Raw genomic sequence first — 21,685 nt, 5'->3', positions numbered from 1 at the left:
TATACAGTAATATCCATAGATATGAACGCCATGGGTATTGACACCTGCCGTCAAATCCTTACAAACGAACTTGGGAGATTTTAATCAAGCAGCCTGACGGTAAAAGTCAAACCACATCTGCCTTAGCGTTTTATAGCCTAAACCCTTTTGAATCCTAGTCTGATTGTATTCAAGATCAATATATTTAGTAATATTGCTGATAGCATCAAATCTTTTTTTATAGTCTTGGTGATATCTTTGACACCAGCTAAGATAACGTTTGCATCGCTATTCCTAGCTGCCGAGTAGTTACACTTAAGTTACCATTGTTGTCTGCAATTTTTTTGACCGCTTCTGCTTTGAATTTCGTACTATAGCTCTACTTTTTCTTAGTTATGCTAAACTCCTCATCGAGTCGTTAGTTTATTAAGTTTATCTCTACGGCTTCTGCAACATAACTCATACCTATTTATGTTATGTTCAATATACTGAACATGTTTTCAGTATATGAGACCCAATTATAAGAACAGAGCATTATACTTTGCAACCCCTATTCTCATGTTAATTGTTACTCTGATTCATTTTTTCTTTTTACTTATATATAGGCACTTTATGAACATAACAGCTGTTCCTGCACTAGATAAAACGTTTCAGATTTTAGATTTGATTACTGATAGCACACAGCTTTTGACGGCGGCTCATATTGCTAAAGAGCTCAACCCACAATATTTTGCAAAGCCTGTTGCCCAAGCATATCATTTATAAAATCCATATATGCTACCGGCTTCCCCGAGCCCACTACCCAGAATAGTATCGATTGAGCTATGCTGAAGAAATGGCAAAAACTAATACCAAACCCATAATATATAGTATAATTCAACCATGACTATACCAACAGACACCCTAAAAGATCATAACTTTGGCAAACTCTCGAAGACCGAGCGTAACCCCAGAGCCCGTCAACGTCTCCTTATTCTATATCAATATAGCATAGGCAAAGCCACTAACGACATTGCCAAAGACCTCTACATTCACCCTGAAACCGCCAGACGCACCAAGAAACGTTATCTTCAACGTGGACTTGACAGTATCTATGACCGTCCCCGCAAAGGTCGACACAGTAAACTGGCGGAAGCCGACATAGATGCCTTTAAAGCCATGATCGTCTCTGAGCAAGAAAAGCGAGCTGGTGGCCGTCTAACCGGTAAAGACATCCAACAGATAGCCAAAGAGCACTATAATGCTCACTATACCGTTAACGGTATTTACGAGATGTTAAAGCGTATCGGTATGAGCTGGATAAGTGCTCGTAGTCAGCACCCAAAAGCCAATGATGCGGTACAAGAAGCTTTTAAAAAAACGTTATAACCCATGTCGAAGAAGTATTACCTGAAAGTATTGACTGTCAACAAGTCGATATCTGGTTTCAAGATGAAACTCGCATAGGACAACAAGGATCACTGACTCGAGTTTGGCATTACCGCGGTCAAAGACCTCGGCTTATCAGACAACAACAGTTCTTATCAACCTATATCTTTGGTGCTTTCTGTCCTGCTACGGGAAACAGTGTGGGACTGGTTCTGCCTTGGGTTAATAAGCAAACCATGCTCTTGCATATGCAAGAGATCAGTAAAGCGGTTCCCGAAGGTCGTCATGCGGTGGTGGTGATGGACGGGGCATTATGGCATCAACCAAGCTTGAATCTACACAATGTGACGATGCTTAAACTGCCCCCTTATTCACCTGAGCTAAACCCGTCTGAAAACGTGTGGCAGTATCTCAAACAGAATGAGTTGTCTAATCGCTGTTATGAGGACTATGAGTCTATTGTTGATGCGGCTTGCTCTGCTTGGAATAAGTTGCTTGAGCAGCCAGAGAGGGTTCGCTCTTTGACTACTCGGACTTGGGCGCAACTTTAGTTATTGGGGTTGGTATTAGATGGATTTAAACCAACTTCGCAAGTTTTGTGACAACTCAAAATTTAGATAAAAAAATAAAAAGCCCTACCGATTCGGTAGAGCTTTCTTTACTGGAACTAATTAACTACTAAATAGTTTAAATTAAGTCAGTTTGACCCTCTTTATAATACTATTCGGCATTATCTAGTAGCGTATTAAGCGCTTCTACCATGTCATCATCTATTATGCTGTCTTCTATATAGTCGACTAGTTCATATATGGTAGTTAAATCCATTTCTCGGATACCTGAGCTGGCTAACGCTTCGTTAATAGACTCTAAGCTTTCTTGATTGTCAGGATCACCTAGTAAATTCTCTTCAAATCCATCACTTACAAACCAGTATATTTTTTCTAGTAAAGACTCTTTTTTGGTTAAAGTAGAATAGCTATCGCCATGGACAAACAAATTAAACTGATAAGACATCTCTACATCATTAATCAAAAAAGTACGCTTACATTCTAAGGTATAGGCCTGTGCCCCTTTGACTTCATAGCCATCGCCCTCTACAAGATCTTCTTTTACTAAGCCTCCTAGTATCTCATAATCCCCTACTTTTACCTTATGGTTATAAATGATGCAGGAATCGGCAACTGCATCAAAAACAACTGCACAAATATCTAAAGTATTATCATCAATATCATAAAAACCTTTTAGAACTGATGGGAATTCTTTTAATTTTTCATCAGGTACTTGGGTCAAAAATTGTTGCTCATATATCTTAATCATATCTTCAGGAGAATAAGTATTGCCGCTATTAGTCTCGTTTCTACCTGTGGGCTTTAGAGGTATAAGGTTGTATGGGTTATTATTGGTCATTCGGTACTGCCTTTTCTTTAAGTTAAATTTGTTAGATGTCTGTTACTACAAAGTAGTAGATTATAGAGCTGTAGCAGCGTACTGAAATTGGAAATCGCTCAAGAGGTTATACTAACCTAAAAGAAGAACACCAGTACGGCCAACAGCTAGAAGCCGTTTAACTAAGAACACACACTCGAGACCATCATATCAACATAATAATCAAACGCAAAATAGCAGATGTTACTAATTCGCTGGAGATAGGGCACTCAATGTCAGATAATTGACCGCTCAAGTACCCTACAGAAAATTATGAAATATAGCGTAACATTCTAAAAAAACCAAGACTTATCATAGTAAATCTCAGCCTTTTTTATTCTCGCTGCTAGCTATTGCTTAGCAGCCTCAACTTGGATATTTAAAGTCAGATACTTGGTTATTCCTAATAAAGAGTACTTACTTAGGCCCCACTTAGTCCGATCAATCACAGTCGTAAAATCACCACCGCAGACTGATTTTCTGAGTATCGGGCTAAAATAACAGTTAAACTTGGTCGCGGTTAAGGTTATCGGATGAGTTTCACCATGTAGCGTTAGTTTGCCATCGACTCGCGCAACCTTTGGGCTGGCTTGGTCAGTCGCAAAATACCACTGGGTCGACTCAAAATTAGCCAACGGAAATTGTTCCATATCAAAAAAGTCACTACTCTTTAGCGTAATGTCGAATTCTTTATTGCCAGTGTTTAATGAATTTATTGGTATAACCAGCGATACGTTGCCAGTCTTTGCTTTTGGATCGTATTGCAACTGTCCCGTGATATTATAAAAGCCACCGGTATTAGTAGAGGTTTTGAAGTGATCAATGGCAAAACGGGCATTGGTATGGGTAGGCTCAATATTATAGGTGGCGGCATGGCTGCTACCGACACAACCGACTATCAATAATAGCGCGCCTAGTGATTTACGCCAATCAAACAGTACTTGGTCAGATGAAAGCGGGGGCATAATTACATTCCTTTGTTAAATGATTTTACCTGCGGAACGCTTCCTTAGTGATAATAAACGCTTTCTTTACATCATGATGAAAAAGTAGCATCCAAGCAACTTATATCTCATTTCTTGATTTTAAATTAATACAGTTAATCCAATTTAAAAACGCTACAGTGCTGCTGTTATGAATTTTTCGCAGCCTCTGTCTGCGTAGGCACAGCCAGCAAGAAAAACTTATGCCAGCAGTATGTTATGTATCGATATTACTTTTCATTGACTATACCAGTAGCACGCTGACACAAATACATCTATATTATTTTGAACTGGCTATAGAAGTGAGTCAGCCTTGTTCGTACTGTCTGTCTGCCTGTCTGCCTGTCTGCCTGTCTGCCTGTCTGCCTGTCTGCCTGTCTGCCTGTCTGCCTGTCAAAATGTAAAATGCTGCCCTATAAAGGACAGCATTTTTACTAAAATTAATATCTGATAGTGACGGCTTATCTATTTAATTAAGCATCAAAGTGGATAACCGAGCGGATACTTTCGCCTTTATGCATCAGATCAAAGGCTTCGTTGATATCTTCAAGTGGCATAGTATGGGTAATGAAATCATTTAATGGGATCTCGCCTTCTAGATAACGCTCTACGTAACCTGGCAATTCTGTACGGCCTTTAACACCACCAAATGCTGAGCCTTTCCAGACTCGACCGGTCACTAGTTGGAATGGACGGGTTGAAATCTCTTTGCCCGCGCCAGCAACTCCAATGATAACCGACTCGCCCCAGCCTTTATGGCAGCACTCAAGCGCTGAACGCATGACATCGACGTTACCGATACATTCAAATGAATAGTCCACGCCGCCATCAGTCATTTCAACGATGACTTCTTGAATAGGCTTATCGTAGTCTTTAGAGTTGATGCAATCAGTTGCCCCTAACTTTTTGGCCAGCTCAAACTTATCTTCGTTAATATCAACACCGATAATACGGCTGGCTTTGGCCATGCTTGCACCGATAACGGCTGCTAGACCGATGCCGCCCAGACCAAAAATAGCCACGGTAGAGCCCTCTTCAACCTTGGCAGTGTTCATGACTGCGCCCATACCAGTAGTGACGCCACAACCAAGCAGACAAACTTTTTCTAACGGTGCCTCTTTGTTCACTTTTGCCAAAGAAATCTCTGGCAAAACGGTATATTCAGAGAAAGTTGAGCAGCCCATATAATGATAAATTGGCTGACCATCTTTATAAAAACGGGTGGTGCCATCTGGCATCAAACCTTTACCTTGAGTTTCACGTACAGCTGAACATAGATTGGTTTTACCTGAAGTACACATTTTGCACACACCACATTCGGCGGTGTATAAAGGAATGACATGATCGCCGACTTGCACGCTAGTCACGCCTTCGCCGATTTGCTCAACGATACCGCCGCCTTCATGACCTAAAATAGCAGGGAAGACTCCTTCTGGATCTTCACCAGATAAAGTATAGGCATCAGTATGACAAACACCACTAGCAATGATTTTTACCAATACTTCGCCTTTGCGTGGCAGCATGACGTCCACTTCTTCAACTGAGAGTGGTTGATTTGGTCCCCAAGCAATGGCGGCTTTAGATTTAATAAATTTATCTGACATAATAATCCCTATTTTTTGGTAATTTGGCTGTTGTTAATTTGGTTTTTAATAACTGGAATTTTAATCTTTCTGTTTTAGATGACTATTTTTTTGGATGACGGTCTTTCTAATTGGCTATTAATGACTAAGCCGTTAGCAGCTAAGACTGACAGTCTATTTTAGGCAGGCATATAGTCAATCTAATTTACAAACGATGCAGTGCTGCTGTTATGAATTTTTCGCAGTCTTTGTCACGCCTGCGAGCAGCAAGCAAGAAAAATTTATAACAGTAGTACGCTAATACAAATATATCTATTTTATTTTGGACTGGCTGTAGCTCCACTTTTAGCGATCTTGTTTTAGTTACTGTATATCAACGAGCGTTAGCCGTGCATCTATAATGACAGTCGGTAAGAGACTGTAGCATGTTTGAATTTATACTGCCATTTTATACTATTTCTGAACCAGTGATAATATGCTATATTTGAAAATATCTTTTACATAATGGTAATAATCATGAAATGGCAAGGCGTCAGTGAGTTCGTCTATGTTGCAGAATACGAAAGCTTTACTCAAGCTGCAAAAAAGATAGGTATCTCTACCGCACAAGTCAGCCGTCAAGTCAGCGCCTTAGAAAAGCGTCTCAATATTAAGTTACTTTATCGTACCACGCGCAAGGTGTCGTTAACCGAAGAAGGTCATATTTTTTATCAGCATTGCCGGGCAGTGCTTGATGGCTTAGATGCTGCTGAACAAGCGGTGAGTAATTTGCAATCAAAACCGCAGGGTAAAATCAAACTCACTGCACCCGTCACTTATGGGGAGCAACAGCTATTGCCATTAGTGAATGATTTTATGTTGCAGTATAGTGATATTGAAGTGACCGCATTTTTAAGCAACCAAAAGATTGATTTGGTTGAGGGTGCTTATGACTTAGCCATTCGCATTGGCAAGCTGAACGACTCCACCATGATGGCCAAAAAGCTCAGTTGCCGCACCAATTTTGTCTGTGCGTCGCCCTCTTATGTTGATAAATATGGTCGACCCTATTCTTTGGCTGACCTTAATCAATATAATTGCTTACTGGGGACTCGAGATTACTGGCATTTCAAAGAAGCGGGTAAAGAGAAGAATATTCGAGTGACGGGTAACGTACATTATAACAGCGGTTATAGTTTGGTTGATGCCGCTTTAAAAGGTCTGGGCATCGTACAACTCCCTGACTACTACGTACAAAAACACTTAGAGTCAGGAGAGCTGATAAGCTTGCTAGATGATTATAGGGAGCCGGAAGAAGAAATATGGGCAGTTTATCCGCACAACCGTCATTTATCCCCAAAGATTAGGCTGTTAGTAGACTATCTAGTAGAATACTTACCAAGAGTATAGCTGGACCATAATAATGTTGACTGGCGCTACCTCCACCTACCTCATATTTCACTTTGCTAGATTGCAGACAGCGACTACTCTCTCTTGGGTGATTAAAAGTTACCTTAAGCACCTAAAGAACGCGATTGTTACCAAGCTTTCTATTACCAAGCAGTAAAAGTTATTTACCATTTAGCGGGTTACCTTTGCGGCGGAACAATATATGATGTTTGCTATCGATGAACGAAGCAGTTAACCTGCTTTATTTCAATAAATAACTATCCGTCAAAAACTATTCACATCTGGAGAGAAACATATGAGCATTTTTACTCATGTTACTGTTGGTACCAAGGATTTAAATAAAGCGCGTACCTTCTATGATAGCGTGCTAGACACATTAGGACTTAAACGCATTGCTGATTTGGGCGAAGCTGGAGCAATATGGGGTAAAGATGCGCCTTCTTTCTTCGTAATGAGACCTATTGATGGCGAGCCAGCAACTATCGGTAATGGCGTTACAGTCAGCTTTGCTGCTTCTAGCCGCGCTGCTATTGATGCATTTCATGCCGCTGCATTAAGTGCTGGTGGCACGGACGCAGGACTACCAGGAACACGTGGTTGGGCGCCTAACGCTTATGCCGCTTATGTTCGTGATTTAGATGGCAACAAGCTGACCACTTATTGCTTTGATGCTGAATAAAAGCGGTCATACCGTTCCGCTATTTATCGTTGAAATAGCGACCAGGTGAGTAATAAAAGAGTCACAAAAATCCCGCCATTGTGCGGGATTTTTTCGTATTGACTGGCATCAAATTTATTACAGCAAGCCTTGATCTCTATGACTGTTTTACCTAAGATATCTAGTCAGTTAATCGATATGGAACATTATGATGCTGCGGTCAAACTATTAAAACAACAAGACAAACCCTGATTGCAGTAAATAATAAACAGATCATAATATAGTCGATACGTCTAACAGATATAGTCAATGAAAAGTAATATCGATACATAACCTACTGCTGGCATACGTTTTTCTTGCTTGCTGTGCCTACGCAGACAGAGGCTGCAAAAAGCTTATACCAGCAGTACCATAGCGTTTTTAAGGTATTTTAAGCCATCTGCTATCAACGAGCTATAAACGACCAGAAATAGCCGTATATAACTCGTCAGAATAGAGTTTTATAAAGAACCATGGCCCATCAATTAAGAAGCGGCACTGGCTTTTTTTCGTAGCTCATGGCGTAGTATTTTACCAACAGTAGACTTAGGCAGCTCATCTATAAACTCAACATGACGAGGACGTTTATAGCCGGTCAAACTCTCTTTGCAGAAGTCTTTAATATCTTGCTCAGTAAGACTGCTGTCAGATTTCACTACATAAGCTTTGACCGTTTGGCCCTGATCTTCGTCATCTACGCCAACTACTGAACACTCAGCAACTTTAGGATGCATACCAATGACGTTTTCTACCTCATTGGGAAATACGTTAAAGCCACTAACGATTAGCATATCTTTTTTGCGATCATATATCTGAATAAAGCCTTGCTCATTCATGGAAGCCACATCACCAGTCTTGAGATAACCATCGGCCGTGAAGAAGCCAGCATTATCGATGTTGTGATAACCTGAGACGATGTTATCTCCTTTAATACACATCTCTCCAACTTCACCCAGCGCTAGAATATTGCCCTCATCATCACGAATATCGATCTCGACCCCAGGCAAAGGTAAACCGATATTACCGTTGTAATCAGTATTGTCCAAGGGGTTGGCAGTACCAACACCTAGGCCCTCTGACATGCCCCAGCCTTCAAGAATCGGCAGACCCGTCGTGTCTTTCCACTTCTTGGCGGTGGCTGGGGTTGCTGCCATCCCACCTGAAAGTGATAGCTTTAAATTTGAAAAATCAAGGGTCTTGAATTTATCATTGTTCAGTAATGCCTGATACAGGGTATTGACCGCAGGCAAAATGTGGAACGGGCGCTGCCCTAGTATCTTAACAAAGCCATCAATATCACGCGGATTAGTTACTAAGGTTAGGTGTTGCCCGACACGAACACCGAGCAGCAGTAGAATGAAGGCATAAATATGATATAACGGTAGAGCAATGATGGTGTTGACCTGAGTATCTCGAGGCAGCTTCTTGTAAACAGGCTTAAACCACTCTTCGAACTGAGTAGTTGCTATCACTACGTTATAATTACTGACTGATAGCCCTTTCGCAACCCCTGTCGTCCCGCCTGTATATTGTAAAATAGCTAAATCATCAGGTTGGATCACAGGGCGTGAATAAGGTAAAGCTTTACCTTGCTTCACTACAGATTTGAAGCTGAGTACTTTGTACTTAGAGTTCGACTTTAACCCATGACTTGGGATAGCTTTTTTAATATGTTTAGCCGCTAGATTCACAACGGTACCTTTTACGGTACCTAGCATGTCGCCAATCGTACTAATGATTACCGTCTTGACCTCGGTATCATTAACAACTTTTTCTAAAGTTTCACAAAACGGCTCTAAAATGAAAATTGCCGAAGCATTTGAATCAGTTAATTGATGCTTAAGTTCACGTGCGGTGTATAGAGGATTAATCGAAGTCAAAACCAAACCAGCACGGATGACACCAATAACTACTGGCAGATACTGATTGACGTTCGGCATCATGATGCCGATGGTAGCCCCTCTTGCTAGTCCTAGAGTCTGCAGCCAGGCGGCGATATCTCGAGATATGTTGTTGATCTCATCATAGCTATAAGTCACCCCCATGTTAGTACTGAATTCTTTTTGAGCATATTTAGCGAATACCTTATCAAAAAAATCAGGTAGGGTTTTGTGCTCACAGGTCATTTCAGACCTTACACCTTCAGGATAACTGTCTGTCCAAATTTTATTCATAGTAAGCTTTCCTTAGCAGATATTAAGCCAGAAAATAGAACTCAGTTCAAGATTTTCTAGAGATACCTTTAGTATGAAATAAGTAGTATAAAACAAAGTCTTTTCGGCATAAATTTAAACTAATAAATTCAATTATAGCGTGAATATTAACCGCTTATAGAAGCTTTTTTACGCAATTCATTACGCAATATTTTGCCTACTGACGATTTAGGCAGCTCATCACAGAATTCAATATAACGTGGACGCTTATAGCCGGTTAAATTTTCTTTACAGTGCTCGATGATTTCATCTTCAGTTAAGCTCTTATCAGATTTAACCACAAACACTTTAATCGCCTGGCCACGCTTAAGATCATCAACCCCGACCACACCACATTCAGATACCTTAGGATGCATGCCGACTACCCCTTCTACTTCATTCGGAAAGACGTTAAAACCGCTAACAATCAACATATCTTTTTTGCGGTCATATAAGGTGACATAACCGTCTTCACCGATTGCCCCGATGTCACCAGTCTTAAGGTAACCATCGTGAGTAAAGTATGCAGAGCTATCCATATTATTATAGCCTTGCGTGACGTTATCGCCTTTTAGGCATATCTCACCGATTTCACCGATTGGTAACTCATTTTCGTCGTCATCACGGATAGTCATGTCGACACCAGGTAGTGGCATACCGATTTTACCGGTAAAGTCAGCTTTGGCAACAATGGGGTTCAGTGTGCCAACAGCCACTGTTTCAGTCATTCCCCAGCCTTGGACTAAAGCCGTACCAGTCATATCAATCCATTTTTGTGACGTCGCTGGGGTCGCTGCCATGCCGCCTGATAATGAAATTATCAAGTTAGAAAAATCAAGATTTTCGATATCGGGATGTTGAATCAGTGCTTGGAACAGAGTGTTGACTGCTGGCAAGATATGGAAAGGCCTGGTTGCCAAGGTTTTAATAAAACCATCTATATCACGCGGATTCGTGATTAAGGTAAAATGGTGGCCGGCGCGAATACCTATCATCACTACCATAAATGCAAAGAAGTGATAGAGAGGCAAAGCGATTATAGAGTTAACGACGGTGCCTTCTTTAATATTTTTATAGGTCGGTGCTAACCAGGCATCAAACTGCATGGTGCCTGATATCAGGTTGCGATGGCTCAAGAGTACCCCCTTAGCCACACCTGTCGTACCGCCGGTATATTGCACAAATGCCAAGTCGTCAATATTTTGCTCAGGACGAACGTATGGCAGAGACTTACCTTTAGACATCACGGCTTTGAGGTCAATCAGCTGGTACTGACTGTTAGACTTTAGACCGTGCGCTGGCACCGCTTTTTTGACATGCTTAGCCATTAAATTGACTAATGTCCCTTTAGCCGTACCCAGCATGTCGCCAATTTTGCTGACGATTACCGTCTTGACCTGACTGTCACTAACGATTTTTTCTAGTACCTGACAAAAAGGCTCTAGGATAAAGAGTATAGAGGCTTGGGTATCATCAAGCTGATGCTTAAGTTCGCGTGCGGTATACATCGGGTTGATTGAAGTGACCACATAACCTGCCCGCAGAATTCCAAGTACAATTGGCATATATTGGTTAACGTTGGGCATCATCAATGCCACTTTATCGCCTTTTTTTAGCCCTTGACTCTGTAACCAAGCACTGATGTTCTTAGAAATAACATCAATTTGTGCATAGGTATAGCTCACTTCCATATTGGTGCTGAATTCTCGATTGGCGTAATTGGCGAACATGTCGTCAAACAGATGGGTTAACGAAGGGTACTGATCGCTAGCAACCTCCTTTAATACCCCTGCAGGATATTTTTCAGTCCAAAATTTTTCCATAATTGGCTATCCTTAGCTCAAATTAAAAAAATGGGCAAATATATATGGCTTAAAGTGTCAGGGTAATAGAATTGAACAACGAAGCAAAGTAAAAAGACAATAACCGGCCTTAATGAACCTACTTTAGTGTCAACGCAACATTCACTAAACCAGTGAATAATTAAACAATATAGCCTACCTATAGATCATACTGAAAGTCTTTAGATAGGCTAGTAATCATTCAGCAAATTTGATGGTCTCACTCAAATAACTGCCAGCCCGCTGTTGCTTGATGTTGATCTTGATGGGCGAATAGCGGGTGCGCTTTTGCTTCTTCCAAGGTCAATACCGGAGTCACACAGACGTCTGCAGATTCAAAGGCCTGTTGCCAATGCGCAAGTGGCTGACTGGCAAAGGTCTCAGCGACAGTCTTGGCAGCAGCTTTACTATCTGGCATATTAGGCATTATCCCAAGTTGCCAGTGTTTTGTTTTGAGCTCAGGCAGCGCTAATACATCGCACAATCCTTGCCAAAACTTAAGCTCTAAAGAACCCACAGCCATATAGCGATCGTCAGCCGTCTTGTATAGACAGTAACAAGGCAGCAACCCACCTAAAAAGTCGTACTGTGGTGGCGGGGTCTGACCTGAAAAGCTCTTGACTAGGGTGCCTGTCGCTTTTGGCATGACCATATGCTGGTATAAGCTGTGAGTCATACTGACTGCGATATGTCGACCTTTGCCGGTTCGCTCGGCGGCGAATACGGCAGCTAATAAAGCAATTACTGCGGTATCGCTACCCCCAGCTAAATCTGCAAACTGGATGTTAGGCATAGCCTGTTCGCCCTCCGCGGTCTTTAACTGGTCCAGAACGCCACTCATGGCCATAAAGTTGATATCGTGGCCCGCTTTATCAGCCCATTCATGCTTAATTTCCTGCTTAGCGTCATCGCCAGTCCCTAAGCCATACCCAGTGATGGATACGATGACCAGCTTTGGATTAATGGCGTGAAGGGTTTTGGTATCTAAACCCATGCCTTCCAATACCCCAGGGCGAAAGCTATCTAACATCACGTCCGCATCTTTGAGATGGGCTTTGATTGACTCAATACCTTCGGGATTACGGAAATCGTATTTTTCAATAGTCTTGCCATGATTTAGGGCTTCAAATAGCCCGCCCAGTGCTCGGGCAGGGTCACCGTTCATAGGCTCGATTTTGATAATATCTGCCCCCAAATCTGCAAGCAAACGAGTCGCAAATGGTCCTGGTAGATTGCGAGTCAAATCGATAACTCGCAACCCTTGGAGACAATCAGTCATTTGAGCAATACCTGATGACGTATTTGAGGATATGTTGTTAGGCATCGACAAACTCCTCGCCTTTTTCAGCCATTTCTACCAATATTTTTGCCGGCTCAAAGCGTTCGCCATATTTCTTAGCAAGTTCACGGCTACGGGCAACGAACTTGTCTGCGCCCATCGCGTTGACGAACTGTAAGGTACCACCATGTTGTGGTGCAAAACCCCAACCAAAGATAGAACCAACGTTGGTATCTGCAACAGAGCGTACGACGTCTTCTTCATAACACTTGGCTGACTCGTTAACTTGAATGAACATCAAGCGATCGACTAGGTCTTGTTGTGATGGTTGCTCTGCAGTGGCTGGGAACAAATTAGTAAGTTCAGGCCACAAGCGCTTTTCACCATTTTCTGGGTAATCATAAAAACCTTTGCCGAAGCGCTTACCTTCACGACCATGCTCTTCACCAACCGTTTTAATCACTTCGTAAGAAGGATGAACCACTACTGGCTTGCCTTCTGCTTCCATATCACGGTTATTTTGCTCAGTAATATGACGGACTAGACTTAGCGTTACTTCATCTTGTAATGCTAATGGTGCCATTGGCATACCGGCTTTTATACCTGCCACTTCGATACTGCGAGGATGGACACCCTCGCCCAGCATGGTGATGCCTTCTGACACATAAGTTGCGAAAACACGTGAGGTGTAGAAACCACGACTGTCATTAACCACAATCGGGGTCTTACCAATTTGCAATACATAGTCAAAGGCTTTGGCCAAGGTCTCATCATCAGTCTCTTCACCCATGATAATTTCAACCAATGGCATCTTATCTACCGGAGAGAAAAAGTGCAGACCAATGAACTGATTTGGACGCTTACTGGCGGTGGCTAAACCAGTGATTGGCAGTGTCGACGTATTTGAAGCATAGACCGCTGACTCAGCAATAACCGCTTCAGATTGCTGCGTACATTTTGCTTTAATTTCACGGTTTTCAAACACCGCTTCAATGATTAAATCACAACCTTCTAAGTCACTATAAGAGACAGTAGGTTTAATCTTATCCAGCAATGCTTGTTTTTTCTCTACCGTTGAACGGCCACGGCTGATGGCTTTATCAAGAATTTTAGTTGAGTAGTCTTTACCTTTTTCAGCACCGGCTATCTCAGTATCCAGTAATACCACTTCCATACCTGCTTTGGCAGTCACATAAGCAATACCAGCACCCATCATACCCGCGCCAAGAATACCGACCTTTTTAGTCTTATATTTCTCAAAGCCGTTAGGACGTGACTGGCCTTTTTTGATACTGTTAAGCTGAGTCCAAAGCGTATTGATCATGTTGTTGGCTTCAGGAGACAGCACACATGCTACAAAATAACGAGACTCAACTTTTAAGCCGGTATCAATATCAACGATACAACCTTCGAACACACTAGACATGATATGGGTAATGGCAGGATAGTTGCCGTGTGACTTTTGATTGGCCATCGCGGGTGCTATAGCAAACATCTGCGCGACTTTTGGACTCATACTGTCGCCACCAGGAATTCTAAAACCTTTTTTATCCCATGGTTGCTGTGCTTTAGGATTGGCCTTGATCCATTCTTTGGCTTTTTGTAGCATGTCTGCTTGATCAGTAGCAGTGTCATCAATTAAACCGATGTCTTTTGCAGCGCCAGGACGTAACTCTGTGCCCTGAGTCATCAGCTCTAATGATTTTTGGATGCCGACTAAGCGTGGTAGACGTTGAGTACCACCGCCACCTGGTAGCAAGCCTAACTTCACTTCTGGCAGGCCGAGCTTGGTCTTTGGCGAGTCAATAGCAATACGATAATGACAAGCCAAGGCAATCTCAAGACCACCACCCAATGCAGTACCAGTCATAGCAGCGACTACCGGCTTACCAGATAACTCTAGTTTGCGCAGACTGCCTTTGAGATCTTCAACTAAGTCAAATGCCTGCTCAGCGGTTTTGATTTGTCCTAATGAATCAATATCTGCACCAACCACAAAGGTTTCTTTGGCTGAGGTTAAGATCAAGCCTTTAGCAGACTCATCAGTGGCAAAGCTGTCAGCCAGGGTGGCAAAGGATTCAGTGAACCCGGCGCCAATTACATTCATTTTACGATCGCTTTGATCAATAATTACTGTGACGATACCATCCTCATCACGCTCGGCTGAAAAGTTTGCCAATACATTAATGACGTTTATGCTATCCATGCTATCCATGTTATCTGTGCTATCTATGTTGTTGATAGTCATCCTATATCCCTTTTATATTCTGTGGCTTCCAATCTAAATTGATAGTGCTAAATTGATAGTGCTAAATTGATAGTGCTAAATTAACAGTGTCTTATATTAATAATGCTGAGTTGACAGTGTCTTATGCAATCAATGCACAATAATACGAATATTTAAAAACCAGCAGTAAGCTACGCTCTAATTAATAAAGCAGATATAGCAAATAAGGTCTAATAAACAGCCGTATTATCGTGGGCAGACTATACTCGTTCGATAATGGTCGCAATGCCCATACCGGCGCCAACGCACAACGTAACCATCGCTGTTTTAAGATCGCGGCGTTCTAGTTCGTCGAGTACGGTGGTCAGTAACATAGCACCAGTCGCACCAAGTGGGTGACCCATGGCAATAGCACCACCGTTTACGTTAACGATATCAAGTGATACGCCAAAGTCTCTGGCGGTTTTAAGTGGTACAGCAGCAAAGGCTTCGTTGATTTCCCAAAGGTCGATGTCTGATGCTTTCATACCCGCTTTGTCGAGCACTTTTTGACAAGCAGGGATCGGACCCGTCAGCATAATCATAGGTTCAGAACCAATCACGGCACCCATGGTTATTTTTGCCCGTGGTTTTAGACCGGCTTTTTTACCAGCAGCGGCACTACCCACCAAGCAAAGTGCTGCACCATCAACGATACCTGAAGAGTTACCCGCATGATGGACATGATTGACGCTTTCAATCGTAGTGTATTTATCTAAGATGACGCTATCAAAGCCCATTTTACCTGGCATGACGAACGAGGGATTAAGACCGGCTAGGGTTTCGACGTTGGTATTAGGACGGATGGTCTCATCCTTGGCTAATAGAGTCATGCCATTGAGGTCAGTGACAGGAACGACCGACTTGTCGTAATAGCCTTTGTCCCAAGCAGCAGCAGCACGGCGATGGGACTCAGAGGCAAACTCATCGACGTCCGTACGGCTAAAGCCTTCTAGAGTCGCCGAAGTATCAGCGCCAACACCTTGTGGTACAAAACCGGTAGCGTCATTGACACGCGGATCCATATACCAAGCGCCGCCATCAGAACCCATAGGTATGCGGCTCATAGACTCAACGCCACCGGCTACTACCATGTCTTCCATACCAGACATGATTTTAGCGGCTGCCAAATTAATAGACTCTAGGCCTGATGCGCAGTATCGTGACAAGGTTACGCCGGCAACGCTTTGATCCCAGCCCGCATCGAGCACAGCAACCCGAGCAATATCTGAGCCTTGTTCGCCAACTGGGGTCACACAACCCAGCACCACATCATCAACCAAGCTGGTATCAAGATTGTGGCGCTGTTGCATTTCTTTTAATAGGGTACGGACCAACCAGATTGGTGTCGCTTGATAAAGGGAACCCTCTTTTTTTCCTTTACCGCGAGGCGTTCGAATCGAATCATAGATGTAAGCTGTCTGAGTCATAAAAAATCCCTTTTTTATCTTTGATTAATAATGAGGTAATAAATAATGAGGTATTGAGGAGAACAAGTCTCCTCAATTAAGTAATCAATAATAGTAGCAGGTGCTGCAGTTTTAAAGAAGGCCGTTAGATAAGCGATTACATGAATCGTGACGCGAGCTCTTTCATGATTTCGTTAGTGCCACCGTAGATTTTTTGCACTCGAGAATCAGCGTATATACGGGCAATTGGATACTCCGACATATAACCATAGCCACCAAACAGCTGAACACACTCATCTAAAACTTCACACTGTTTTTCTGTGACCCAGTATTTGATCAATGAAGCATGCGGTACAGAAAGCTTGTTCTCTAACAGAGCATCAATAGCGGCGTCACACATACTGCGTGATGCTAGATAGTCTGCATAGCACTCAGCCATCTTAAAGCGAGTATTCTGGAATTTCCAGATTGGCTTACCAAATGCTTCGCGTTGCTTGACATAATCAAGGGTTAACTCGATACCCAACTTCATAGCACCCACACCAGTCAAGGCAATAATCAGACGCTCACGTGGTAACTCTTGCATAAGCTGCATGAATCCCAGACCTTCCATAGTACCTAACAAGTTCTTTTGTGGTACCCGCATATCACTAAAGAATAACTCAGAGGTATCTTGTGATGCCAAACCGAGTTTTTTTAGCTTTTTACCGCGCTCGAAGCCTGGAGAATTCTCAGTTTCGACCACAATAAGCGATACACCTTGTGCCCCTTTTTCACGATCGGTTTTACAAGCCACAATAATAAGATTGGCATGCTGACCATTGGTAATAAAGGTTTTTGAACCATTGATAATATAGTCGTCGCCATCTTTTACTGCGAACGTTTTGATATTTTGTAGATCTGACCCTGTACCAGGCTCAGTCATAGCAATAGCACCGATTCGCTCGCCAGTGGCCATTTTAGGCAGCCATTCTTTTTTCTGCTCTTCAGTACCATGGTTCAAAATATAAGGCGCGATGATCCCTGAATGAACCAAACCACCAAACCCGGCTTGGTTGGCTTCAGCTTGAGCATAAATAAGCGCCGCTTCATGACCAAAATCGCCACCGCCGCCACCGTACTCTTCTGGCATTGAGGCGCACAAAAAGCCATTTGCGCCAGCTTCTTCCCAAGCAGCGCGATCAATCTGGCCATTTTCACGCCACTGTTCGTCTTTTGGATCCCATGATTTAAACATTTTCAGGGCGCTATCGTGTACCATTTGATGTTCTTCGGTCATCCAGTTGGGGGTAAAGTGTTCAATACTCATGTGTCTATCCTTGACGAGGTTAACGTTCTAACGGTTAAATTAAAGTTGTGCAGTACGCACTAAACGAAACATATAAAGCTTGGTGTATATAAAATGGTAATTATAATTACCCTTTGCTATACTTGCTATATTCGTTGTATTTATTAATCTTTATGAGTCCTATAGTAGGAAATTAAAACGTAATCTGCAACTAAATAATTTATTATAGTAATATATATTACCGTTATACTATTTACTTATGTTTAGTAAATTAATAAATAACCTGTCAAATCGCATAAACCCTAGCCCTTTAAAGGAATAATGGCCCATGACCACTCTCACACCACCCCCTCAAAATGGCAGCAGTGATCCAGATTATTATGGACTCAATGAGATAAGCAATCAGAGTAAAAGCACAGACAACAAAATCAATAGCACTACCGAAACCCAAACTCTGACGCCGTTATCCGCTATGCGCCCTGCTACTTTGGATAAAATAGAAAAAGCAGTGCGTCAGTTATTTGCCGGTTACGATGCTCACGACGTCACCATGATCCAGATTGCCAACACTGCAAATGTGTCACTACAAACACTCTATAAGTATTTTGGTGACAAGCAAACAGTACTGTATGCCATTATGGATCAAGTATTGGGACGGCTAGCAGCTCGAATGTTAGATCATCTGCAGGGCATTGATAATGTGCAAGAACGCTTGCGCAAGACCCTGTGGGTCTGCTTAGACTTTGTGGATACGCAACCCGATGCCGTTATGGTGTTGTCTGCAGTGTCGGTATCACGCTATCGTAATATTGCTATCTATGAGAATAAAGAGCTGATAGATGCGTTTTTGACTGTGTTGGCAGATGGCCAGAATAGAGGGGTACTTAATGATACCGTACCGCTATATATACTGTTTGATGTGTTTATGGGATTCATAAGTCGTCTCGGCCTTATGCATATTATTCGTCAGACCCGCACACCGATGACTGCCGACTTTGACGCACTATTTGAGATCCTGTGGCGTAGCATGTCTAAGCCTGAGAAGCAGACTCAAACGGCTTGATAAATTATATATCAAGATAGATAAGAAGGTTAATGTAGTAGCTGTTCTATCGTAATCACTACTGTTTGGTGAATGAAGTTAGTGAGCCAAAAAGGGGTTTGGCAGTTATGACTTTTGAACAGCAACGACGAGAACAAGCCCGGTGTTATACCGCCCAATATCCTAAATGAACCTTAAAAAATAAACAAAAAAAACTCCAGCTCATGAGCTGGAGTTTTTTGTTATACAACGTTCATCACATACTATAACGACTAAATAATAACAACTTGCTAGCTGTAGTTGTCGTTCAAGACTGACTAGCGTTCTAGATGTAGATACTGCATATGACGCTCATACTGATTGAGAATATCGACCAACACTTGCTCTTTAGTGTAGCCAACCAGATCATATTCTTGCGAACCATCACTTAAGAACACCTCGGCTCGGTAATAATACTCAGCCAACTTACTGGAAGTATTAAGCGTGAAATTGGGTCGCTCAGCTTTCACCAAATTGACTTCGTAAATAAAGTCATCTTGCTCGCTATGGCCGACCTGTAGTTTTAGACCTTCTATGTGAACGCTGTCCTGGCCCTTACCTTGATCTATATCTTGACCAATATGCTCAGGATTACGGACGATTAAAACGGTGTTCAATCCCCCTGCTTTTAGCTCGTTCTCAACGTCAGTCATAGCAGGTAATACGATAGTCTGTAAAAAATGCTCAACTTGAGTATGTCCAGGGAAGCTAACAATACGTTGTAAACGCGCTTTCCAACTTTTGCCACTGTTAAGCACATTAGCCGTACCTATGGTACTGGCTTTGCGCTTATTGCCCTCTTCTTTTAATGATTTCCATAGAGCTATCATATTAAAATAAGGCAGACAATCTGCATAGCTCCAATCTTCTAAGCCTTCGATTTTGGCCCAGTCGTCAAAATCTAACGCATTACCACGGATATAGCACATCCCGTTAATCAAAGAGGAGCCGCCAAGGCCTTTACCGCGACCACAGTCCATGACCCGATCATTCATATAAGGCTCAGGATCAGTTTTGTAGCCCCAATTATAAATAGTCCCTTGCAACGGCATCGCCAGAGCAGCAGGCATTTGAGTACGAAAATCTAGTCGATGATCTGGACGGCCCGCTTCTAACAGCAACACCTTGATATCGGCATCTTCAGTCAAGCGCGCGGCCAATACATTTCCTGCTGACCCTGCACCGACAATGATATAGTCATATTCAGGTATGGTTGATGACATAAAAACCTCTTCAATCTTAGTAGTTAGATAACAGACATTAAAAAATAATCGCGGAAACAAACCTTAAAGATTCGCCATCAAAATACCGATTCAAATGCACCTAGCTCTACTTGAATAGACTTGGTTTGAGTATAGTGCTCAAGGGTTTGCATGCCGTTCTCGCGGCCAATACCTGAATGTTTGTAGCCGCCGACTGGCATTTGTGCTGGCGACTCACCCCAAGTATTTAACCAGCAGATACCGGCTTCGATTTGAGCAATCACGCGATGGGCTCGTTTCAAATCAGCAGTCACAACCCCAGCGGCTAAACCGTACACGGTATCATTGGCGCGGCGAATGACTTCCTCTTCGGTCTCATAAGTCAATATCGACATGACCGGGCCAAATATTTCCTCGCGAACGATACTCATATCATCCGTGCAATCACTAAAAACAGTCGGTGCAACATAGGCGCCATCAGCAAGTGAACCTGCCGTTACTCGCTCGCCGCCACATAGCAAGCGCGCACCGCTCGCCTTACCTTGTTCAATATAGCCGAGCACTCTTTCCATATGCGGAAAGCTTACCAATGGCCCCATGGTGACGCTCTCATCCATCGGATCGCCTAACTTGATACGCTGGACACGCTCTAGAACGGCCTGCTCAAATTTGGCTTGCAAAGTCTTGGGAACAAACACCCGCGTACCATTGGTACATACTTGACCAGTGCTGTAAAAGTTTGCCATCATAGCGATATCAGCAGCAGTATCAATGTCAGCGTCGTCAAATATGATTAGCGGCGACTTACCACCAAGCTCAAGCGTGACGTCTTTAAGCGACGACGTTGCCGCGCTAGACATGACTTTTTTGCCAGTCGGTACGCCGCCAGTAAACGATACTTTAGCGATGTCAGGATGCTGGGTAAGCGCTTCGCCAACCTCATAATTACCCTGTACCACGTTGAAGACCCCATCCGGCAAGCCAGCTTCAGTGAAGATTTCTGCCAGTTTTAAGACTGATAAAGGCGTCATCTCAGAAGGTTTAAAAATCATCGCATTACCAGCCGCTAACGCAGGAGCCGCTTTCCACATGGCGATTTGAATCGGATAGTTCCATGCGCCAATACCCGCGATAACGCCTAATGGCTCCTGACGGGTATAAACGAAACTGGTATCTCGCAATGGAATTTGACGGCCTTCAATAGTTGGTGCAAGCCCCGCATAGTATTCAATGACATCAGCACCAGTGACGATGTCGGCATATTTAGTCTCAGAGATTGCCTTGCCAGTATCCATAGTCTCAAGCATCGCTAGCTCGTCATTACGTTCGCGTAATAGAGCCACTGCTTGCAATAAGATGCGACTACGCTCAACCGGAGTCATTGTTGCCCAGACTTTCTGACCTTTTTGCGCTGCTATCACGGCTTGGTCAATTTGCTTAGTCGTCGTCTGTTGAATAGTCGTTAATACTTCACCCGTCACAGGATTAATGCTATCGAAAGTCGATGTCGACTGGTCTACCGCAAGGTAGCTACCATTAATGTAAGCGGTCTGTGTTTGGTTAAAATCAATAGTGTTTTTCATATTAGTTGAATCAGTCATGATTGCTCCTTATGACAACCGGCAAAAAAAGGGCTATAGCAAGCCCTTTACACCTAATGAATTGTCGTTCTTTAATAAAGTTGTTTTTTAGTGGGGCTATAT

Annotated in this window: 16 protein-coding genes and 2 pseudogenes; 6 read left to right on the top strand and 12 right to left on the bottom strand. The window is 42.8% G+C overall.

The features are described 5' to 3' along the window. Positions 1 to 84: 84 nt before the first annotated feature. Positions 85 to 234, bottom strand: a pseudogene (locus H4W00_RS07160) (IS3-like element ISPar1 family transposase); the annotation flags it as partial. A gap of 357 nt (positions 235 to 591) precedes the next feature. Here H4W00_RS07160 and H4W00_RS07155 point away from each other — a divergent pair. The 3 genes from H4W00_RS07155 to H4W00_RS07145 all read left to right on the top strand — a co-directional run bounded on the left by H4W00_RS07155 (position 592) and on the right by H4W00_RS07145 (position 1,898). Then, positions 592 to 744 (top strand): hypothetical protein, encoded by a 153-nt coding sequence (locus H4W00_RS07155; RefSeq protein ID WP_334684904.1) that lies wholly within the window; start codon positions 592 to 594, stop codon positions 742 to 744. A gap of 117 nt (positions 745 to 861) precedes the next feature. Next, complete coding sequence (locus H4W00_RS07150; RefSeq protein ID WP_209956879.1) at positions 862 to 1,347, top strand: winged helix-turn-helix domain-containing protein; 486 nt, start codon at positions 862 to 864, stop codon at positions 1,345 to 1,347. Further along, entirely contained in the window at positions 1,344 to 1,898 is a 555-nt protein-coding gene (locus H4W00_RS07145; RefSeq protein WP_209959040.1) for an IS630 family transposase, read from the top strand. The genes H4W00_RS07150 and H4W00_RS07145 overlap by 4 nt, the downstream gene beginning before the upstream one ends. Positions 1,899 to 2,067: 169 nt before the next feature. Here H4W00_RS07145 and H4W00_RS07140 read toward each other — a convergent pair whose 3' ends face one another. The 3 genes from H4W00_RS07140 to H4W00_RS07130 form a co-directional block, all read right to left on the bottom strand. Further along, complete coding sequence (locus tag H4W00_RS07140; protein ID WP_209956878.1) at positions 2,068 to 2,754, bottom strand: hypothetical protein; 687 nt, start codon at positions 2,752 to 2,754, stop codon at positions 2,068 to 2,070. Between the two features lie 368 nt (positions 2,755 to 3,122). Then, positions 3,123 to 3,737 (bottom strand): YceI family protein, encoded by a 615-nt coding sequence (locus tag H4W00_RS07135; protein ID WP_209956877.1) that lies wholly within the window; start codon positions 3,735 to 3,737, stop codon positions 3,123 to 3,125. A 491-nt stretch (positions 3,738 to 4,228) separates the two neighbouring features. Next, positions 4,229 to 5,359 (bottom strand): S-(hydroxymethyl)glutathione dehydrogenase/class III alcohol dehydrogenase, encoded by a 1,131-nt coding sequence (locus H4W00_RS07130; protein ID WP_327192329.1) that lies wholly within the window; start codon positions 5,357 to 5,359, stop codon positions 4,229 to 4,231. Positions 5,360 to 5,854: 495 nt separating this feature from the next. Between H4W00_RS07130 and H4W00_RS07125 the strand changes: the two genes are divergently transcribed. Next, the gene (locus H4W00_RS07125) at positions 5,855 to 6,727 is read left to right on the top strand and encodes a LysR family transcriptional regulator (protein WP_327192328.1); all 873 of its coding nucleotides are present in this window, start codon (positions 5,855 to 5,857) and stop codon (positions 6,725 to 6,727) included. A 295-nt stretch (positions 6,728 to 7,022) separates the two neighbouring features. After that, a complete protein-coding gene (locus H4W00_RS07120) occupies positions 7,023 to 7,406 on the top strand; it encodes a VOC family protein (protein WP_209956876.1) in 384 nt (127 codons plus the stop codon). 503 nt (positions 7,407 to 7,909) lie between these two features. On the opposite strand, the gene H4W00_RS07115 is transcribed toward H4W00_RS07120, so the two are convergent. The 6 genes from H4W00_RS07115 to H4W00_RS07090 all read right to left on the bottom strand — a co-directional run bounded on the left by H4W00_RS07115 (position 7,910) and on the right by H4W00_RS07090 (position 17,720). Next, the gene (locus H4W00_RS07115; protein WP_209956875.1) at positions 7,910 to 9,598 is read right to left on the bottom strand and encodes an AMP-binding protein; all 1,689 of its coding nucleotides are present in this window, start codon (positions 9,596 to 9,598) and stop codon (positions 7,910 to 7,912) included. 146 nt (positions 9,599 to 9,744) lie between these two features. After that, positions 9,745 to 11,439 (bottom strand): AMP-binding protein, encoded by a 1,695-nt coding sequence (locus H4W00_RS07110; protein ID WP_209956874.1) that lies wholly within the window; start codon positions 11,437 to 11,439, stop codon positions 9,745 to 9,747. Positions 11,440 to 11,677: 238 nt separating this feature from the next. Beyond that, positions 11,678 to 12,781, bottom strand: coding sequence for a CaiB/BaiF CoA transferase family protein (locus H4W00_RS07105; RefSeq protein ID WP_334684903.1), 1,104 nt, complete (start codon positions 12,779 to 12,781; stop codon positions 11,678 to 11,680). Beyond that, complete coding sequence (locus tag H4W00_RS07100) at positions 12,774 to 14,951, bottom strand: 3-hydroxyacyl-CoA dehydrogenase NAD-binding domain-containing protein (RefSeq protein WP_209959031.1); 2,178 nt, start codon at positions 14,949 to 14,951, stop codon at positions 12,774 to 12,776. The genes H4W00_RS07105 and H4W00_RS07100 overlap by 8 nt, the downstream gene beginning before the upstream one ends. A gap of 272 nt (positions 14,952 to 15,223) precedes the next feature. Next, the gene (locus H4W00_RS07095) at positions 15,224 to 16,432 is read right to left on the bottom strand and encodes an acetyl-CoA C-acetyltransferase (RefSeq protein WP_209956873.1); all 1,209 of its coding nucleotides are present in this window, start codon (positions 16,430 to 16,432) and stop codon (positions 15,224 to 15,226) included. 136 nt (positions 16,433 to 16,568) lie between these two features. Next, positions 16,569 to 17,720 carry an acyl-CoA dehydrogenase family protein gene (locus H4W00_RS07090; RefSeq protein WP_209956872.1) on the bottom strand — a complete coding sequence of 384 codons (1,152 nt, stop codon included), beginning with the start codon at positions 17,718 to 17,720 and terminating at the stop codon, positions 16,569 to 16,571. A gap of 307 nt (positions 17,721 to 18,027) precedes the next feature. On the opposite strand from H4W00_RS07090, the gene H4W00_RS07085 reads away from it, so the two are divergent. Next, on the top strand, positions 18,028 to 18,762 hold the full coding sequence (locus H4W00_RS07085; protein WP_209956871.1) for a TetR/AcrR family transcriptional regulator: 735 nt from the start codon (positions 18,028 to 18,030) through the stop codon (positions 18,760 to 18,762). Positions 18,763 to 19,613: 851 nt separating this feature from the next. On the opposite strand, the pseudogene H4W00_RS12730 reads toward H4W00_RS07085, so the two are convergent. Both H4W00_RS12730 and betB read right to left on the bottom strand, forming a co-directional pair. Further along, positions 19,614 to 20,003 (bottom strand): annotated as a pseudogene (locus tag H4W00_RS12730) (GMC family oxidoreductase N-terminal domain-containing protein); the annotation flags it as partial. A gap of 77 nt (positions 20,004 to 20,080) precedes the next feature. Then, positions 20,081 to 21,565 (bottom strand): betaine-aldehyde dehydrogenase, encoded by a 1,485-nt coding sequence (betB, locus tag H4W00_RS07070; protein ID WP_442966463.1) that lies wholly within the window; start codon positions 21,563 to 21,565, stop codon positions 20,081 to 20,083. Positions 21,566 to 21,685: the final 120 nt, after the last annotated feature.

Origin of the sequence: Psychrobacter sp. PL19 (assembly GCF_017875835.1) — a bacterium.
In the GTDB taxonomy this organism is placed as follows: Bacteria; Pseudomonadota; Gammaproteobacteria; order Pseudomonadales; family Moraxellaceae; genus Psychrobacter.
This window is presented reverse-complemented; position numbering and strand designations above follow the sequence as displayed.

Bases quoted from the DNA above. Each gene is read 5' to 3' on its own strand.
- H4W00_RS07135 (WP_209956877.1), bottom strand. From the start codon at position 3,737: ATGCCCCCGCTTTCATCTGACCAAGTACTGTTTGATTGGCGTAAATCA.
- H4W00_RS07155 (WP_334684904.1), top strand. From the start codon at position 592: ATGAACATAACAGCTGTTCCTGCACTAGATAAAACGTTTCAGATTTTA.
- H4W00_RS07125 (WP_327192328.1), top strand. From the start codon at position 5,855: ATGAAATGGCAAGGCGTCAGTGAGTTCGTCTATGTTGCAGAATACGAA.
- H4W00_RS07085 (WP_209956871.1), top strand. From the start codon at position 18,028: ATGACCACTCTCACACCACCCCCTCAAAATGGCAGCAGTGATCCAGAT.
- betB (WP_442966463.1), bottom strand. From the start codon at position 21,565: ATGAAAAACACTATTGATTTTAACCAAACACAGACCGCTTACATTAAT.
- H4W00_RS07140 (WP_209956878.1), bottom strand. From the start codon at position 2,754: ATGACCAATAATAACCCATACAACCTTATACCTCTAAAGCCCACAGGT.
- H4W00_RS07095 (WP_209956873.1), bottom strand. From the start codon at position 16,432: ATGACTCAGACAGCTTACATCTATGATTCGATTCGAACGCCTCGCGGT.
- H4W00_RS07150 (WP_209956879.1), top strand. From the start codon at position 862: ATGACTATACCAACAGACACCCTAAAAGATCATAACTTTGGCAAACTC.
- H4W00_RS07120 (WP_209956876.1), top strand. From the start codon at position 7,023: ATGAGCATTTTTACTCATGTTACTGTTGGTACCAAGGATTTAAATAAA.
- H4W00_RS07105 (WP_334684903.1), bottom strand. From the start codon at position 12,781: ATGCCTAACAACATATCCTCAAATACGTCATCAGGTATTGCTCAAATG.
- H4W00_RS07110 (WP_209956874.1), bottom strand. From the start codon at position 11,439: ATGGAAAAATTTTGGACTGAAAAATATCCTGCAGGGGTATTAAAGGAG.
- H4W00_RS07090 (WP_209956872.1), bottom strand. From the start codon at position 17,720: ATGAGTATTGAACACTTTACCCCCAACTGGATGACCGAAGAACATCAA.
- H4W00_RS07100 (WP_209959031.1), bottom strand. From the start codon at position 14,951: ATGGATAGCATGGATAGCATAAACGTCATTAATGTATTGGCAAACTTT.
- H4W00_RS07115 (WP_209956875.1), bottom strand. From the start codon at position 9,598: ATGAATAAAATTTGGACAGACAGTTATCCTGAAGGTGTAAGGTCTGAA.
- H4W00_RS07130 (WP_327192329.1), bottom strand. From the start codon at position 5,359: ATGTCAGATAAATTTATTAAATCTAAAGCCGCCATTGCTTGGGGACCA.